Origin of the sequence: Paracrocinitomix mangrovi, from assembly GCF_019740355.2 — a bacterium.
Taxonomy (GTDB): Bacteria; Bacteroidota; Bacteroidia; order Flavobacteriales_D; family Crocinitomicaceae; genus Paracrocinitomix; species Paracrocinitomix mangrovi.
Genome location: NZ_CP091819.1, coordinates 4,145,458 through 4,161,833, shown reverse-complemented (window position 1 = coordinate 4,161,833; position 16,376 = coordinate 4,145,458). Strand labels below are relative to the sequence as shown.

General features: G+C 34.5%; 13 protein-coding genes. 10 read left to right on the top strand and 3 right to left on the bottom strand.

The genetic code is table 11. From position 1 onward, the window contains the following. The first annotated feature begins 27 nt into the window (after positions 1–27). The 8 genes from K6119_RS18545 to K6119_RS18510 all read left to right on the top strand — a co-directional run bounded on the left by K6119_RS18545 (position 28) and on the right by K6119_RS18510 (position 11,479). The gene (locus K6119_RS18545; protein WP_221834786.1) at positions 28–756 is read left to right on the top strand and encodes a hypothetical protein; all 729 of its coding nucleotides are present in this window, start codon (positions 28–30) and stop codon (positions 754–756) included. Between the two features lie 4 nt (positions 757–760). Next, the gene (gene lipA / locus K6119_RS18540; protein WP_221834787.1) at positions 761–1,633 is read left to right on the top strand and encodes a lipoyl synthase; all 873 of its coding nucleotides are present in this window, start codon (positions 761–763) and stop codon (positions 1,631–1,633) included. A 198-nt stretch (positions 1,634–1,831) separates the two neighbouring features. Further along, positions 1,832–5,017: a T9SS type A sorting domain-containing protein gene (locus tag K6119_RS18535; protein WP_221834788.1), complete on the top strand. Its 3,186-nt coding sequence runs from the start codon at positions 1,832–1,834 to the stop codon at positions 5,015–5,017. Positions 5,018–5,142: 125 nt separating this feature from the next. Further along, on the top strand, positions 5,143–6,612 hold the full coding sequence (locus tag K6119_RS18530) for a cellulose synthase family protein (protein ID WP_221834789.1): 1,470 nt from the start codon (positions 5,143–5,145) through the stop codon (positions 6,610–6,612). A gap of 91 nt (positions 6,613–6,703) precedes the next feature. Then, positions 6,704–9,136, top strand: a complete 2,433-nt coding sequence (gene pheT, locus K6119_RS18525) for a phenylalanine--tRNA ligase subunit beta (RefSeq protein ID WP_221834790.1) — start codon at positions 6,704–6,706, stop codon at positions 9,134–9,136. A 70-nt stretch (positions 9,137–9,206) separates the two neighbouring features. Next, positions 9,207–9,785 (top strand): TetR/AcrR family transcriptional regulator, encoded by a 579-nt coding sequence (locus K6119_RS18520; protein ID WP_221834791.1) that lies wholly within the window; start codon positions 9,207–9,209, stop codon positions 9,783–9,785. Position 9,786: 1 nt separating this feature from the next. Then, the gene (locus K6119_RS18515) at positions 9,787–10,662 is read left to right on the top strand and encodes an ABC transporter ATP-binding protein (RefSeq protein ID WP_221834792.1); all 876 of its coding nucleotides are present in this window, start codon (positions 9,787–9,789) and stop codon (positions 10,660–10,662) included. Between the two features lie 10 nt (positions 10,663–10,672). After that, positions 10,673–11,479: an ABC transporter permease subunit gene (locus K6119_RS18510; RefSeq protein WP_221834793.1), complete on the top strand. Its 807-nt coding sequence runs from the start codon at positions 10,673–10,675 to the stop codon at positions 11,477–11,479. On the opposite strand, the gene K6119_RS18505 is transcribed toward K6119_RS18510, so the two are convergent. Beyond that, positions 11,476–12,621 (bottom strand): glycosyltransferase family 4 protein, encoded by a 1,146-nt coding sequence (locus K6119_RS18505; RefSeq protein ID WP_221834794.1) that lies wholly within the window; start codon positions 12,619–12,621, stop codon positions 11,476–11,478. The genes K6119_RS18510 and K6119_RS18505 overlap by 4 nt on opposite strands. Continuing rightward, the gene (locus K6119_RS18500) at positions 12,599–13,219 is read right to left on the bottom strand and encodes a DUF2306 domain-containing protein (protein WP_221834795.1); all 621 of its coding nucleotides are present in this window, start codon (positions 13,217–13,219) and stop codon (positions 12,599–12,601) included. The genes K6119_RS18505 and K6119_RS18500 overlap by 23 nt, the downstream gene beginning before the upstream one ends. Before the next feature lie 99 nt (positions 13,220–13,318). Between K6119_RS18500 and K6119_RS18495 the strand changes: the two genes are divergently transcribed. Continuing rightward, a complete protein-coding gene (locus tag K6119_RS18495; protein WP_221834796.1) occupies positions 13,319–14,167 on the top strand; it encodes a YARHG domain-containing protein in 849 nt (282 codons plus the stop codon). Between the two features lie 35 nt (positions 14,168–14,202). Here K6119_RS18495 and K6119_RS18490 read toward each other — a convergent pair whose 3' ends face one another. Continuing rightward, entirely contained in the window at positions 14,203–14,949 is a 747-nt protein-coding gene (locus tag K6119_RS18490; protein ID WP_221834797.1) for a DUF4197 domain-containing protein, read from the bottom strand. A 105-nt stretch (positions 14,950–15,054) separates the two neighbouring features. Between K6119_RS18490 and K6119_RS18485 the strand changes: the two genes are divergently transcribed. Then, entirely contained in the window at positions 15,055–16,314 is a 1,260-nt protein-coding gene (locus tag K6119_RS18485; RefSeq protein ID WP_221834798.1) for a competence/damage-inducible protein A, read from the top strand. Positions 16,315–16,376: the final 62 nt, after the last annotated feature.

The following is a 16,376-nucleotide window of genomic DNA, read 5'->3' as shown; positions in this document are numbered from 1 at the left end:
AACCGAGAATTCAGTAAATTTGTTCTAATGTACAAAAGATGTATTTATCTGCTGATGATTTTTATACCCTTTTCAGTTCTTTCTCAGGAAGTTGAAATGGGCGAGTCTGATGTATTGTTGCGCAGAGATTATTCTGTAGGATTAAATTTCAATACACGTGGATGGGGACTGGCTTTTGATTATGGCTGGCAAAAAAATTATAAGTACAAACAAACTGCAGGCTTTACCTGTACTAACATTCGTCACGAAAAAGAGCACAAAATTTATGGTGCTTTAAGCAATTCAAAAGGATATTACTTAGGAAAACTAGAATCATTGGTTAGTTTTCGTCCTCATTATGGGGGAAAACTAATTCTTTTTAAAGCCAAAAGAGAAAATGGAATTGAGGTATGTGCAAAATGGAGTGTCGGTCCTTCTTTTGGACTTGTAAAACCTGTTTATCTGAAGATTGAAAAATTAGGAGCCCAAGCCGTTGATGAAAAATACGATCCCCTGATTCATAATTCAGGAAATATTTCTGCAAGATCATCATGGTTTAAAGGCTTAGGTGAAGCAAATGTGAGAGTTGGAGCTTTTGGTAAATTTGGTTTTGATTTTAATTTTTCTGCCTTAAAAAGTGGAATTAGCGGAGGTGAATTTGGAGTAATGCTAGATTATTTTCCGGGTAGGGAAATTGAAATAATGTACAATAATGAAAACTCAAACTTTTTTTCAGCTCTATATTTGCAATTCAATATCGGACAAAAACTTTACTAAATAGATGGACACTATAACTACAAATGACAATCCGGTTCGTATAAAAAAACCAAAGTGGCTTCGTGTAAAACTGCCAACAGGTGAAAATTATAAAAAGGTAAGGTCTCTGGTAGACGAGCATAATTTACACACCATTTGTGAAAGTGGAAATTGCCCAAATATGGGTGAATGTTGGGGAGAAGGAACTGCTACTTTTATGATACTGGGAAATATATGTACCAGATCTTGCGGTTTTTGTGCCGTTCAAACCGGCAAACCCTTAGATGTCGATTTATTTGAACCTGCTAAAGTTGCTCAATCAGTAAAGTTAATGCAAGTTAAACATGCGGTTTTAACTTCAGTGGATAGAGATGACCTGGAAGATGGAGGTGCAGATATTTGGGTGGCTACAGTGAAATCAATTCGCAGAAAAAGTCCGGGAACTACTATGGAAACTTTGATTCCTGATTTCGGTGGTAAATGGCAAAATCTGCAAAAGATTATTGAAGTAGCACCAGAAGTTGTTTCTCATAATTTAGAAACAGTTAGAAGATTAACAAAGCAAGTTCGTATTCAGGCTAAATATGATAGATCGCTGGAAGTTTTAATGAGATTAAAAAAAGGTGGAATGAAAACCAAATCTGGCATTATGTTAGGTTTAGGTGAAACAGAAGAAGAAATCTTTGAAACTATTGATGATTTAAGTACAGTTAATTGCGATATTCTAACCATGGGGCAATATTTACAGCCTACTCCGAAACATTTACCGGTGGCGGAATTTGTACCACCTCAAAAATTTGATGAGTATAAAGAATATGCTTTAACCAAAGGCTTTAAATATGTTGAAAGTGGGCCTTTAGTAAGGTCATCATACCATGCTGAAAAACATCTTTTTTAAGGTACTCAACTGATTGACTTGTAAGACTTATCTTATTCGTGCGTACTAATTATGAATGGCTTAGAAGGAAATTTCTAGAGTAGCCAGTATTTTGATGTGTATAAAAAACGAATTTATTGGGTAAGGTTTGATGCATGGAATTAATAAGTTTATAGTATATTAGCCGTTGAAAAAATCGTCCTGTCGAAAATTTATAGTATGAAAAAATCTATTTTATTATTAGCTTCTATACCAGTAGCACTGGTTTCAGCTTACTTTTTTGTAGGTAATGTATCTGAAGCTGATGGAAATTATTCACCGAGATTATCATCTCACGTTAATCATTACAGCAATGGTTCTGACGGAATGTTGGAATATTACCACAGATTAAAAGGTGATTATACTCAAGAAGATTATTTAAGAGCAAAAGATGAAATGTCTTTGTTGCCTTCTAATAGAGCAACTGTTACCTGGAATGAACACGGTCCGGATAACGTTGGAGGAAGAACAAGAGCTATTTTAATTGACAAAAACGATATTAATCACGTTTATGCAGGTTCTGTATCAGGTGGTTTGTTTGAATCTATTAGTAGAGCGAACTTCTGGACTCCTATTACTTTGTTTTCAGAAAATCTAGCTATTTCTTCAATGTGTCAAACTGCAGACGGGACAATATATATTGCAACAGGGCATAATGCAGAAACCTCATCAGGTTCTCAAAATGCTTATGACACAGGTGGAAATGGAGACGGAATGTATAAATTAGTTAGAAATACGGATGGTGAAACAACTGACGTAATAAAACTAACAAATTTAAGTGCATCTGTTACGACTATTAATGAAATTGTATGTGACACGATCACAAATCAAGTATGGGTTGCTACAAATCAAGGATTGAAATTGTATAATCCTGGTGATGATTCTTTTACAGATATCTCAAATGGCCTTTCTTTAGGTGGATGTACAGCTTTGGCTATGTCAAAAGACGGTTCAGTTATGATTGCTGCTGTTTCAAGCCCAATCAAAACACATGTTTCTTATGATGGTGGTGCAAGCTTTATAGATGTTACTTCTTCTGCAAATTCTGGTTCACCAATTCCAATTGGAACAGGGAGAGTTGAATATGCTATTTCTCATGAAAGAGGAACTAACGGAAACTATTATGTTTATGCAGTTAGAGCAAGTCCTTATTTAGCTGGTGTTTGGATGTCTTCAAATAACGGATTAGATTGGACACAAACTGCACCTCCTAATAATCAACAGCCTGGTTCATTTTCACCTTTCTCAACAGGAGGTGGATCTGCACAAGGATTGTATGATAACATTATTTCAGTTGCAAAAGGTAACCCTGAGAAAATGTTCTTAGGAGGAATCGACTGCTATTCATGGGCAACTACAGGTAACTGGACTCAATTATCTCAGTGGTTCTTAGCTCCTCAAGACCCTCAATATGTTCATGCTGATCAACACGAAATGGTATGGGATGATTTGGGAAGACTTTACATAGGTAATGATGGTGGAGTTCATTTCTCTGACGACGGAGGTCAAACTTTCCACCCAGCAAACAGAGGATTCAATGTAACTCAGTTTTATGCAATTGGTGCTTCAGCTCATGGAGATGTAATTGGTGGGGCTCAAGATAACGGAACCCAAGCTAACTACCACAACAATTCTACTTGGCATGAATTTGATGAAGTAGGTGGAGGAGATGGTTTCTCTTGTGAAATCTCATTCATCAATAGAGATATTTTATTCTCTTCAGTTTATCACGGAGCAGTTCGTAGATCTGCAGACAGAGGTCAAAACTCTAATTCATTTGTACCTGATGAGTTTTCTCCAGCCGGTATAGGTTCTTTAGGATGTTCTCCTGGAGCTACTTCTGGAGGATGTGGACAATTCTTTACAAATTTTAAATTGTGGGAAAATCCTAACGATTTGAACTCTACTGATTCAATTCACTTCGTTCCTTCAGAAGCTTATCAAATTGGAGACATTGTACAAGTGCCTTCTAAAACAACTCAAACTTATATTCAATATACTTGTCCAATTAATGTAAATTATGAGGATACGGTAAATTACAATGGTACAATCACAGGAGCAGACACCGTAATTACATCTATTGCACCATCAAATGACTATAATTTAAGTGTATTTGCTTACACTTTCGTATACGGAGCTCCTGCTCTTGATCCTGGAGATACAGTTTACTTAAGTGATTTAGACACAAACATTGTAATTGAATCAGTATCTACAATTCCTCATTACTACGCTACTAACGCTGGTGCACCTGGTGATACATTAGACATGGGGAATGATTCGATCGCTTTCAATATATCATGGGATACATTAATTGTTCAAGACCCTTACCAATCTTGGTTTGCTGTAGGATTAGGTCGAGGTCAAGGAGTTTGGATGACTAGAAATGCTCTTCGATTTTCGGCACCTGCTGAGGATTGGTTCTTAGTTAATCATGTACCAATTCCTGGAGCAGGATCATCAAACCCGTCTGCTGGACAAGTTTCTGCTATGGAATTCTCACGGGATGGTGACAATTTATTTGTTGGTACTTGGGATGGATTGTTATTTAGATTAAGTGGTTTTGGTGATGTCTATTCTCCGGAAAAAGGAGTTGACACATTAATTGATGCGGATTTAGTATCCAACGTTGCTAACCTTCAAACTACATGGACACAGATCGGATCATTTGGGTCACCTGTGACAGGTATTGCTGTTGAGGGGGATCTTACTCATGTTGTTGTTACTTTAGGATATTACACATCATCTGCTAACGGGAAAGTTCAAGAAACTACTGACGCTTTAGGTTCTTCACCTACTTGGTCAAACATGGGGTTATCTAACAACTTACCTTGCTACAGTGTAGTAATTGATAGAGATGATCCAAATGTTGTAGTTGTTGGAACTGACATGGGTACATACGTTACAGAAGATGGAGGAAATAACTGGGAAAATTGCTCAGGAATTTTTGGAAATGTACCTGTATTTGATATGAAACAAAACTGGAGAACTTGGGATGAAGGAAACCTTAAACCAGGAGAAATTTATATCGGTACGCATGGTAGAGGTATTTGGAGTACTGAAGCATACTTGTCATTGCCTCACCAACAAGACAACTTAGAAGCTAAGAAGTTTACTTCTAACATCAAAGTTTATCCTAATCCAATGAGAGATCAAGGAACTATAGCATTTGAATTAGAAAACTCTTCTAACGTTGAAGTGAAAATCTTCAATCTAAGCGGTCAAGTTGTTAGAACAATCAACGAAACAAATGTTGCTGCAGGACAAAATAAAATTGAATTTGGTGTAGAAGATTTACCTAGTGGATCTTACATCATCAGACTTACTGCCGGAACAATGGTTGAAACTAATAAGTTCATCAAATACTAAGATGATTTAAAATGATATTCTTAAAAAAGGTTGTTCAAACGAACAACCTTTTTTAATTTTATGCAATTCTTTAATTTGTTTTTGGATAAGTGGAACTGGCGGTAGTAATCATCTTTTTAATTTCAATGAGTTTTATCTTTCTGTACAGTATAGTGCAGTTAAGCCTACTCATTAACTACTTGAAATCAAAACGGTCGATAGTAAAAAAAGAGAGATCAGAATTTGACATTAACAATTATCCGCAAGTCACTATTCAACTTCCTATCTACAATGAATATTACGTTGTTGAACGCTTAATAGACAGTATTTGTCAATTTAACTATCCTAAAGACAAGCTTGAAATTCAAATTCTTGACGACTCCAATGATGAAACAACTGATATTATTTCATCTAAAGTCCATTTTTATCAATTACAAGGGTTTGATATAAAACAAATTCAAAGAGTTAAAAGAACAGGCTACAAAGCCGGCGCACTTAAATACGGAACAAGTATTGCCAAAGGTGAGTTTATTGCCATTTTTGATGCGGACTTTCTACCTGATGCCGACTTTCTACTTAAAACAATACCTCATTTTAAAGATGAAAATATAGGGGTAGTTCAAACAAAATGGGAATATACCAATGAAGACTATTCTTTTCTTACCAAGCTGCAAGCCTTTGGTTTAAATGCTCATTTTACCATTGAACAAACTGGTAGAAACTACGGAAATCACTTTATAAATTTTAATGGAACTGCCGGAGTGTGGAGAAAAAGCTGCATTTTGGATGCAGGGGATTGGCAATCTGATACATTAACAGAAGATCTTGATCTTAGCTATCGTGCACAGTTAAAAAAATGGAAATTCGTTTATCTTGAAAACGTTGGATCGCCTTCTGAATTACCAGTGGATATAAATGCACTTAAAGCACAACAGTTTAGATGGACCAAAGGAGCGGCAGAATGCGTTAAAAAGAACTTATTCAAAGTAATTGTCAATAAAGAGGTTAAATTATCTACCAAAACTCACGCTATTTTTCATCTTATGAATAGCTCGATATTTGTTTTTGTATTTATCATTTCATTGTTGTCTTTTCCCTTAACCTGGGCTAAATCAAATATGGAAGAGTATTCCCTTCTTTTCAATATCTCTAGTTTTTTCATGATATCGTGGCTGATTTTAGCCAGTTTTTATTTTGTTGCATTTATTCAAGACAAACAAAAATCGATACTTTCTTATTTTTGGAAATTCCCTCTTTTCTTATCCATCTCAATGGCACTTGGTCTGCACAATAGTCTTGCAGTAATTGAAGGATACATAGGCAAAAAGAGTCCTTTTATTAGAACTCCTAAATTCAACATCACAGAAAAATCTGATAATTGGAGTACAGGAAAATATGCCATTAAAAAAGTTGGTTTAATGACCTACTTAGAAGGAGCACTACTACTCTATTTTATTTGGGGTTTTCAATGCGCCATTCAATTAAAAGATTACCAAATGTTGCCTTTGTATATCTTACTAATTGTTGGATACTCAACGGTTTTTCTTAGTTCTATATTTCATTGGAAGAGAAGTGTAAAAGAAGAAATTTATCAAGGTGAGTACAGCAAATCATAAAGAGAATCAACCAAAATCAATAAAATAATGCATACTAGTCCTAGTCTTTTAGGCTGATTAATTAACTTTGTCAGGCGTAATACATTACCTGATGAAAATATCCCTTAACTGGCTAAAACAATACATTGATACAAACCTTGAACCTCAAGAGATAGCTCGTATATTAACTGATACAGGACTGGAAGTAGAAGGAATCGAGAAAATTGAAACTATTCAAGGAGGTTTAGAAGGTGTTGTAATTGGAGAAGTAAAATCTAAAGAAAAGCATCCGGATGCTGATAGACTAAACGTTACAACTGTTGACATAGGAACTGGTGAATTACTTCAGATTGTTTGTGGGGCTCCAAATGTTGCCACAGGACAAAAAGTTGTGGTTGCTACAGTTGGATGTACACTTTTTCCAGAACCGGACAAAGCTTTTAAAATCAAAAAGTCTAAAATCAGAGGAGTTGAATCATTCGGTATGATTTGCGCTGAAGATGAATTAGGTTTAGGAGATGATCATGACGGTATAATGGTGCTAGATGAAAATGCGGTAATCGGTACACCTGCAAAGCAGTTTTTTAATGTTGAGAGTGATTATTTGATTGAAATAGGCTTAACACCTAATAGATCTGATGCTATGGGGCATATTGGTGTAGCTAGAGATTTAAAAGCATTTTTGAATTTTCATAACAAAGCTAACATCAACCTTAATGTACCGCATCCAATACAAGCCAAATCAAATTCAAACGGAATTAATATTACCGTTGAAGATTATGATGCTTGCCCAAGATACGCAGGTGCCGTGCTTACTAATATAAAGATAGCTCCTTCCCCTTCATGGTTACAGAATAGATTATTATCAATAGGTCTTAAACCAATTAACAATATTGTAGATATTACAAATTTTGTAATGTTTGAAACAGGCAATCCTTTACATGCATTTGATTTAAGCGTTGTAAACGGAAATGTAATCGTGAGAAAAGCGAGGAAAGGTGAAAAACTAGTAACGCTAGATGAAGTAGAAAGAGAATTGAATACAGAGGACCTGATGATTTGCAATGAAAATGGTGCAATGTGTATTGGGGGAGTTTATGGAGGATTACATTCAGGTGTTCAGGAAAATACAAATGCAATCTTTCTTGAGGCAGCATATTTTAATCCGGTTACAGTAAGAAAAACAGCCAAAAGACATGGTTTAAGTACAGATTCATCATTCAGGTTTGAAAGAGGTGTTGATCCAAACAATGTGATCAACGCAATGAACAGAGCCATTTCTCTTATTGTTGAGATAACCGGAGCGGAATTGGGACAAACCTACGACCTCTACCCTACTGAAATTGAACAACAAAAGGTACAATTCAAGTGCGATCGAATCAGGTCACTTATTGGAGTTGATATAACTGATGATCAGATTTGCTCAATTTTAAAGGAATTAGATATACAAACCGAGAAGAAGGGTGAATTAATAGAAGCTTCTATCCCTACTTACAGAGTAGATGTAACAAGAGAGGCAGACATTGCAGAAGAAGTATTGAGAATTTATGGATTCAACAATGTACCTATCCCTGCCAAATTGAACTCTTCTATTACACCTAGAGCAAACGATAACAATGAAGTTATTTATAATCTCATTGCCGATTTATTGGCTAACAGAGGTTTTTATGAAATAATGAATAACTCATTGTCAAGCAGTAGCATTTGGGATCAAATTAAAACAACCTCTTTTTCACCTGATAAAGATGTGAAAATATTAAATCCTCTATCTAATGAATTGGACGTTATGCGCCAAACTCTTTTGTTTGGAGGACTCAAAAGCATAGAACACAACCAAAATAGACAGCACGCAGATTTGAAATTTTTTGAATTTGGAAATGATTATAGATTCAATGCTGATAAGGAACTTAAATATCCGCAAAGAAAAAAATTGGGTATTTGGGTAACAGGAAACAAAACAGCTGAAAATTGGACCAACGCTCAAGTTGAAGCAGACTTCTTTTACTTAAAAGGTATAGTAGAAGCAATTTTAACTAAGCTAGGAATCTTTAAAAACCCTATGATTTCCTCTTCATTAAATGATCTTTATGAGGATGGTATTAACTATGCAATTGCTAAAAAATCAGTTGTAGATGTAGGATGGATCAGAAAAGATGTACTAAAAGCTTTTGGAATAAAAAAACCTGTATTCTATGCTAATTTTGATTGGCAGGTAATTGAGGATATTTGTGTAATCAATAACGTCAAAGCAAAAGCAATTCCTAAAACTCACTATGTGAGGAGAGACTTTTCTTTATTATTAGATAAAAAAGTAACATTCTTAGAAATTAATGCTTTATCTAAAGAGGTGGACAATAAAATCCTAAGAAAAGTTGGTTTATTTGACGTATATGAAGGAAAAAATTTACCGGCAGACAAAAAATCTTATGCGGTGAAATTCATTTTCCAGGATGACGAAAAAACCTTGAAAGACCAGCAAGTTGATGCCATAATGGATAAAATCCGCAACAAACTGGAAACAGCATTAGGAGCTGAACTTCGTTAATTTTTATTTGATTGAATTTGGTTAAAACAAAAATTATATTTTATCTTTGACCAAACGGTCAGTCATAAATATGTCACCTAGAACGACAGAACAATTTGAGCAAATTAGAAATGAACGGAGTCAAGAAATTCTTGATGCCGCGCTAAAAGTATTTGCTGAAGACGGGTACCATGCAGCTTCCATCTCGAAAATTGCAAAAAAGGCAGGCATCTCAAAAGGTCTATTATACAATTACTTTAACAGCAAAGAAGAAGTATTAAAACAGCTATTAAGTACACTTTTTAAAGAAGTTGTAGAAACTATGCAACTAGAGGACATTAACTTAACGGATACTACTATGTCAAAATTTATAGATGATACTTTTGATATCCTGGATAAAAAAAGATCCTACTGGAAACTATATTTTTCAATGGTATCTCAAAAAGAAGTTAATGAAGTTTCTAGAGATGTAATGCTACCCAAAATAATGCCTTTTATTGAAAAAATGATCACCTACTTTGCTGCTAAAGAACATGAAGATCCGGCTTCATATATGCGCTACTTCATGGCTTCAATGGACGGAGCTAAAATGCAGTACTTATTTGATCCCAACAACTTCCCTATTGAGAAAGTGAAATATTATATAAAACAAGAATTTATAAACCCTTGAGATGTTAGCAATTGAAACAAATAATCTGACAAAGTATTACGGCAAAAGCCCCGGAATGCTAAACGTTAATCTGTCAATAAATAAAGGAGAGGTTTTCGGTTTTATAGGTCCTAACGGAGCAGGAAAATCTACAACTATCCGAACTTTATTAGGTTTGCTGGTACCAACATCCGGAACTGGGAAAATAATGGGAATGGACATAGTTGAAGATGGACATAAAATCCGACAAAAAATCGGCTATCTCCCTTCTGAAGTTAACTATTATGAGGAAATGTCTTCGTTGGAATTACTGGAATATTCAGCTAGATTTTACCCAAATACAGATAAATCAAAAATTGCTGAACTGGCAGATTATTTTGAGCTTGATCTCAAGAAACCAATTACAGATCTTTCTTTTGGAAACAAAAAGAAATGTGCCATCATAGAAAGCGTTTTACACGATCCAGAAATTTTAATTCTTGATGAACCTACTTCAGGTTTAGATCCATTAATGCAAAATAGATTCTTTGACTTACTGCGTGAGAAAAATAAAAATGGTACCACCATCTTTTTCAGCTCTCATGTACTTTCTGAAATACAAAGACTTTGTCACAGAGCTGCTGTCATCAGAAAAGGTGAAATAACTGCTGTAGAAGACATTCAAACCCTTTTAGAAAAGCAAATGAAGAGAGTAAGGCTTGTCTTAAAAGAAGGTTTAACCTCTATTAACTTTCCTGAAGGAGTTCAAAATGAAAAAATACAGGACAACAAAATCATGTTTGAATATGTAGGAAAAATCAAGGATCTCATATCATGGATTCAAAAATTAGATGTAATTGATGTGGTGATGGAAGAACCGGATTTGGAATCAATATTCATGAACTATTACGAAAGATAACCGCAAAGTGATGAACAAGAATTTATATTTAAAAGAATTACGCCGCAACAGAAAAAATTTAATTACCTGGACATTGATTGTAGTTGGGTTTACCGTAATGGTGCTCTCAATTTATCCCTTCATGAGTGAAATGGGTAAGGACATGGCTATGTTAATTGATAGCATGCCTGTTGAACTTCAAAAGGCCATGGGAATGGATGCAGACACCTGGAGGCACATTCTTGGATTTTATAGTACATATTATGGAATTTATATCATTGTATTGATTAGTATCTATACGGCATCCACAGGTGCTACAATTATTTCAAAAGAGGAAAGAGATAGAACTGCAGAATTTCTGTTAACTAAACCTCTTAAAAGATCTGAAATAGTATTTACCAAGATAATGTCACTACTCACTTTAACCTTGATAATATATCTTATCCAATTGCTTTCTGCTGTATTAGGTGTTATGGCTTTTGGAAAAGGAACATTTGAATGGGATACTTTCTTTATCCTTCACATAAGTGGTTTGGCATTAATTATCTTATTTACCACTATAGGCGTGATCATTTCAATGTTTGTACGTCCAAAAAAGAACTTTATGGGAATTGTTGTTGGTATTACATTTGGAAGCTATTTTATAAATGCAATCTCAAAATCAACTGACGCTACGTCTTGGTTAGGATACTTTACACCATTTCATTATTTAGACTTCAATGTAAATGACCCTGAGTATAGCTTGAACTATTTGGCTGTTATTATTTATATCATTTTAGGAGCGTCATTATTATACATCACTAATTTGATATACAACAAAAAAGATATTGAAGGTTAATGAGTTGATATAATATTTTGAATTAATTGAATTTTTCTTCCTATTAAATCAGGCCATAAAAAATTGGATTTAATATCTTGATATGCTTGTAACTTCATTTTATCCAATAAATCCTCATCAATATTTATCGCATCAATCATGGCATTTGAAATATCTTCAACAGTAGGATTTTCAATCAACCAACCATTACCATTTTTAATAATAGCGGGAATCCCCCCCACCTTAGTACCAATCGCAGTCAAAGATTGTGCAAATCCTTCCAACAAAACATTTGGCATTCCCTCCGAATGACTTGGACAGAGCACAACATCACACATTTTATATATTTCTTTCACTTTACTTTCAGGCAAATTTGTTCCCCAATACTTAACAAATGACTCATTTAATTTTAGACCATCAGGTATTGGTCCAATACAATGAAACTCAAATTGATACTTACCTTTTAATTCCAAAACTGTTTGATTAATCTCCTGAATTCCTTTTAACCTTTCATATCTTCCCACATATAAGAACCTTCTGATTTTATGATGCTCTATTCGATCATCTAACCAACTTTCGTCAATTCCACCCGGAAATTCGAGAATATGTTCAGCTGCTATGCCAATATTTTCAAGAATTCTTGTGATTTGACCTCCATAAGAAAAAACATAATCTGCATTCAACAAATTGAATTTTACCGCTGGACGAAACATAATTGCTTCCAATTTACTTCTAAAATTAGCCGGCTTTTGATACATATTTAAACCATGAAAGTTAATTGCTACCGGAGGTGTTATTACACCTCTTGCTTTTGCCTTTAACAAACTCCATCCAGCAAAACCTTTGACATAAACAAAATCTGAAGGTTCTTGTTTAAGAAATGCTTTTAGAACTCCCTTGGAGTATTTTTTGGATCTTCTTAAATAATGTCCAGGGATTTTTCCTGGAGGTGGAAATGGAACAACAATTGAATTGATGTATTTTTTTTCTTCTGGAGTAAAAACTTCCAGTGTTTCTATATCATACTCGGGATTAGTTTGTGTGTGATATAAATCAACCTGAATACCATTTAATGCAAAATATTTTGCTAGATAATACGAATGTTTTTGCATTCCACCGGAAACATAAGGCACTATCCCGTCAGTAATTAGGCTTATTTTCATGTAATCTCTTTTTCAATAAGTTTAAATGTTTGCCTCTATAGATCAAATATTCAGCAATGAGCAAATTTGGTACCCATCCTAACCACCCTACCAATCTGTACAAATCCATAGGAGGCATTTCGTAAATATAGTTTGCAATTACAAACTTCCAAAGTCTCAAAGTTACGGCAGATAATGTTAAAGCATAACTTCTATACATGTATTTGGCATGCAATTCAAAGTTTCTTGCTTTAACAGCAGTAAAAGCCCTGAACGTAAAAAAAATCCACAAAATAGAAAGCATTGTAAAGGCCAGGACAGATAACCATCCACCATTGGCAAAAAATCCCATTATCAATCCAGAAGGTCCACTAAAAACTAAAATAACAGCAATATACACCTCTCCATAAGCTTTATGAATTCTGTTATTCAACATTGGCTTATTAAACTGTGTAAAACCGGCTATTAATGCAAGAATACTAGTGAACACATGAATAAAAAAGGCTACTATCCAAACATTAGATACTGCTGCGGGCTGTGTTCTAAAAACCCATTGCTTAATTCTTAAAAAAGCCACGTTCGTGTCCAACTCAAAATATGGTACACTTAATAGCACCATCAACACACAAAAAAAAAGAAGTGCTGAAATTAATAGGATGTTAATCGTCTTCTTCAGATTAAATTGTACTTTAACTTTCTCAAAATCAAATTTAAGGATATGTATAAATTAAATTTCCTGTTTTTATTATTCGCAAGCTTATTTATTAACAGTTGCGGAAATGGACAAGCTGAAAATGAAACTGAAGAGACCACTGAAGAAATTTCAGAAGAAGCAACAGAGAATGTTGTAGAAGGTGAATCAAACTCAAACGTAATGAACCCTCGTACTTTTGGAGGAGAAAAAAATGAAAATCAAAATTTCATTGATAACATGTTACCGGCAGCTGACAAAGCCAATAGTGATATGTTAGGATGTTATGTTGGTGATTTTGGCAAAAACATGATCAACATTACACTTTATAAAGCGGAAAACGGAAAAGCAGAAGGATATTCAGTTTGTGCAGGGAATTTTAGAAAAATTAAAGGTACGTATGAAAAAGCACCGGATGGCCACTACGAGTTTTTAATGGAGGAACCTGGAGATGATAAATATGACGGAACTTTTGATTTTACATTGAATACGGCAGATAATTTAATAACAGGAAGTTGGATACCTTTTAAAAAAGAAGGAAACTCTTCAAAAAATTACTCGCTTAAAAAACGCAAATACAAATATGACCCTACAGTAGGTAAATACCCTCAGGCTTCACAAAGAGAGCTTACAGATGAAGATGTAAACAACTTGTTAGAAGAAGAATTAGCTGAAATGAGAAATGAGATTTACGCAAGACATGGATACAGCTTTAAAAACAAAGATTGGAGGTATCATTTTGAAGATAAAGATTGGTACATGCCAATGGGAGTAGACATTAGAGACAAATTAACAGATGTAGAAGCAATCAATATTGAATTGATTTATGAATACGAAAGTTATTTTGAAGAATACTATGATGATTATGGTAGATAAAAAAAAGCCTCTCAAAATTTGAGAGGCTTTTTTTTTTAGTTGTTCATTACTGAACCAAATACTTTCTTCAGCAAATCTGTTACCTGTGCAACAGGATCTAATCTAATTTTCTTTTCTTGTTCTGAAATTAAATAGAATAAACCGTTCATTCCTTTATTGGTAACGTATTCATCAATATCTGTATTCACCTCGTCTTTACCAGTAATCTTTGCAATTTTATTGTATCCATTTGCAACAGGTTCCCAGTACTTCATTACCTCAACAGACTCAACGGCATCATGAACTACTGGTTTAAACTCACCTTTTAATGGAGACCAAGTTGTTTTTCTCAAATAGTGAGTAGCAGCAGTATCTGAACCATTCAAAATTGCAAAACCATCACTTACAGTCATACCGGTAATAGCATTTACAAAAATCGGTTTAGCTTTAGCAGAAGCTGTTTCAGCAGCACGATTGAATTTTTCTTCAATCTCATTTACCTTACCGTCCATTCCCTTATCAATAGCCCAGTCTTTTACTTTTTGAGCGTCCTCCGGCCATGGAATAAATATTTTTGGATTCTTATAAAAACCGTCCAAAGCTGAAGCTTTAGTCGCACCTTTATCAATTCCTATTTTTAAGGCTTCCTTTAATCCGGCAATTACCTCATCATTTGTCAATTTATTTCCCTCATCTCCTGTTCCCGAACCTGAAGTTACTGATCCTGCCACATCTTCTAAAACATCACATTGAGTTAAAGAAAGTGCCAAGAATACTCCCAAAAATATTTTTAGCTTTTTCATTTTTTATCTATTGGTTTGATTTCAAACTTAATCATTTATTAAATCTTAGCAAATAGAATACCAAATGAAGTTTGCACTATCTTTATACTTCGAAAAAATTATTGAATGATTGCTGAAATTATCACAATTGGAGATGAGATTTTAGTGGGTCAAACAGTTGACACCAACTCTGCTTGGATGGCCCGCAAATTAAAACTAATTGGAATTCCTATTGGCCGTATTATAAGCATTGCAGATACAAAAAAGGCAATTGTAGAAACTTTAGATGATGCCATGTCCCGGGCTGATTTGATTTTAATTACCGGAGGATTAGGTCCTACTAAAGATGATATCACCAAGCATGTTTTAACAGAATACTTCAATGATGAATTGACCTTATATCAAGATATATCTGACAGAATTGAAGCATATTTTAAATCAAATTCGCGTGTTTTTCTTGAAGTAAATCGGCAGCAAGCCATGCTACCAAAAAATGCCAAAATAGTTCGCAATGACCTTGGTACTGCTTCAGGAATGTGGTTTAAAAAAGATGGTAAAGATATTATCTCAATGCCAGGCGTGCCTTATGAGATGAAAGGTTTAATGGAAAAGGTAATTCTTGAATTAAAAGAGAAACATCAATTAGGAGATTTTTATCATAGAACGGTTTTATTTCAGGGTGTTCCGGAATCTGTTTTAGCAAACGAAATTGCAGATTTAGAAAATGAAATAAGAGCAAAAAAAATAAACCTGTCTTACCTTCCAAGTACGGGACAAGTGAAAGTTAGACTGACTGCAACATCTGAAAAAGAAGAAGATATAGCCCATTATATAGAAGAAATTGTTTCTCGTTTTCCAAAAGCCTTTTTTGGATATGAAGAAGACAGATTGGAAGCTGTGATTGGTAAAATATTATCTGAACAAGGCAAAACACTTGGCACAGTTGAAAGTTGCACAGGTGGTGCAGTTGCTGAGAGAATAGTTGCTGTATCCGGTTCCTCTGATTATTATAAAGGAAGTATTGTTTCATATGCCTATGAACTCAAAGAAAAGTTAGTGGGAGTTTCAAATGAAGATTTATGGAAACATGGCGCAGTGAGCGAACAGGTTATTACTCAAATGGCCAAAGGCGGAATTGAAAAAATGGATGTAGATTATTGTATTGCTACATCAGGAATAGCAGGACCTACAGGTGGTACGGATGAAAAACCTGTTGGAACCGTTTGGATAGCAATTGGCACAAGAGATAAGGTATATGCCAAACGATTTAATTTCAAACAAAATAGAAAAAGAAATATTGAATCAACTGTTGTGTATGCCTTGAATTATCTGCGTAGAGTGATACTTGGATTGGAAGATGAAGACACAAAAAATGCCGATATTTGAAAAAAATGCAATCTTTCTTTGTAAAACAAGAAAATACATTTTATCTTTGCACTCCCAATTCT

What these genes read in the sequence shown, in the direction of transcription:
- K6119_RS18545 (WP_221834786.1), top strand. Translation starts at nt 28, where the DNA reads ATGTACAAAAGATGTATTTATCTGCTGATGATTTTTATACCCTTTTCA.
- lipA (WP_221834787.1), top strand. Translation starts at nt 761, where the DNA reads ATGGACACTATAACTACAAATGACAATCCGGTTCGTATAAAAAAACCA.
- K6119_RS18535 (WP_221834788.1), top strand. Translation starts at nt 1,832, where the DNA reads ATGAAAAAATCTATTTTATTATTAGCTTCTATACCAGTAGCACTGGTT.
- K6119_RS18530 (WP_221834789.1), top strand. Translation starts at nt 5,143, where the DNA reads ATGAGTTTTATCTTTCTGTACAGTATAGTGCAGTTAAGCCTACTCATT.
- pheT (WP_221834790.1), top strand. Translation starts at nt 6,704, where the DNA reads ATGAAAATATCCCTTAACTGGCTAAAACAATACATTGATACAAACCTT.
- K6119_RS18520 (WP_221834791.1), top strand. Translation starts at nt 9,207, where the DNA reads ATGTCACCTAGAACGACAGAACAATTTGAGCAAATTAGAAATGAACGG.
- K6119_RS18515 (WP_221834792.1), top strand. Translation starts at nt 9,787, where the DNA reads ATGTTAGCAATTGAAACAAATAATCTGACAAAGTATTACGGCAAAAGC.
- K6119_RS18510 (WP_221834793.1), top strand. Translation starts at nt 10,673, where the DNA reads ATGAACAAGAATTTATATTTAAAAGAATTACGCCGCAACAGAAAAAAT.
- K6119_RS18505 (WP_221834794.1), bottom strand. Translation starts at nt 12,621, where the DNA reads ATGAAAATAAGCCTAATTACTGACGGGATAGTGCCTTATGTTTCCGGT.
- K6119_RS18500 (WP_221834795.1), bottom strand. Translation starts at nt 13,219, where the DNA reads ATGGTGCTATTAAGTGTACCATATTTTGAGTTGGACACGAACGTGGCT.
- K6119_RS18495 (WP_221834796.1), top strand. Translation starts at nt 13,319, where the DNA reads ATGTATAAATTAAATTTCCTGTTTTTATTATTCGCAAGCTTATTTATT.
- K6119_RS18490 (WP_221834797.1), bottom strand. Translation starts at nt 14,949, where the DNA reads ATGAAAAAGCTAAAAATATTTTTGGGAGTATTCTTGGCACTTTCTTTA.
- K6119_RS18485 (WP_221834798.1), top strand. Translation starts at nt 15,055, where the DNA reads ATGATTGCTGAAATTATCACAATTGGAGATGAGATTTTAGTGGGTCAA.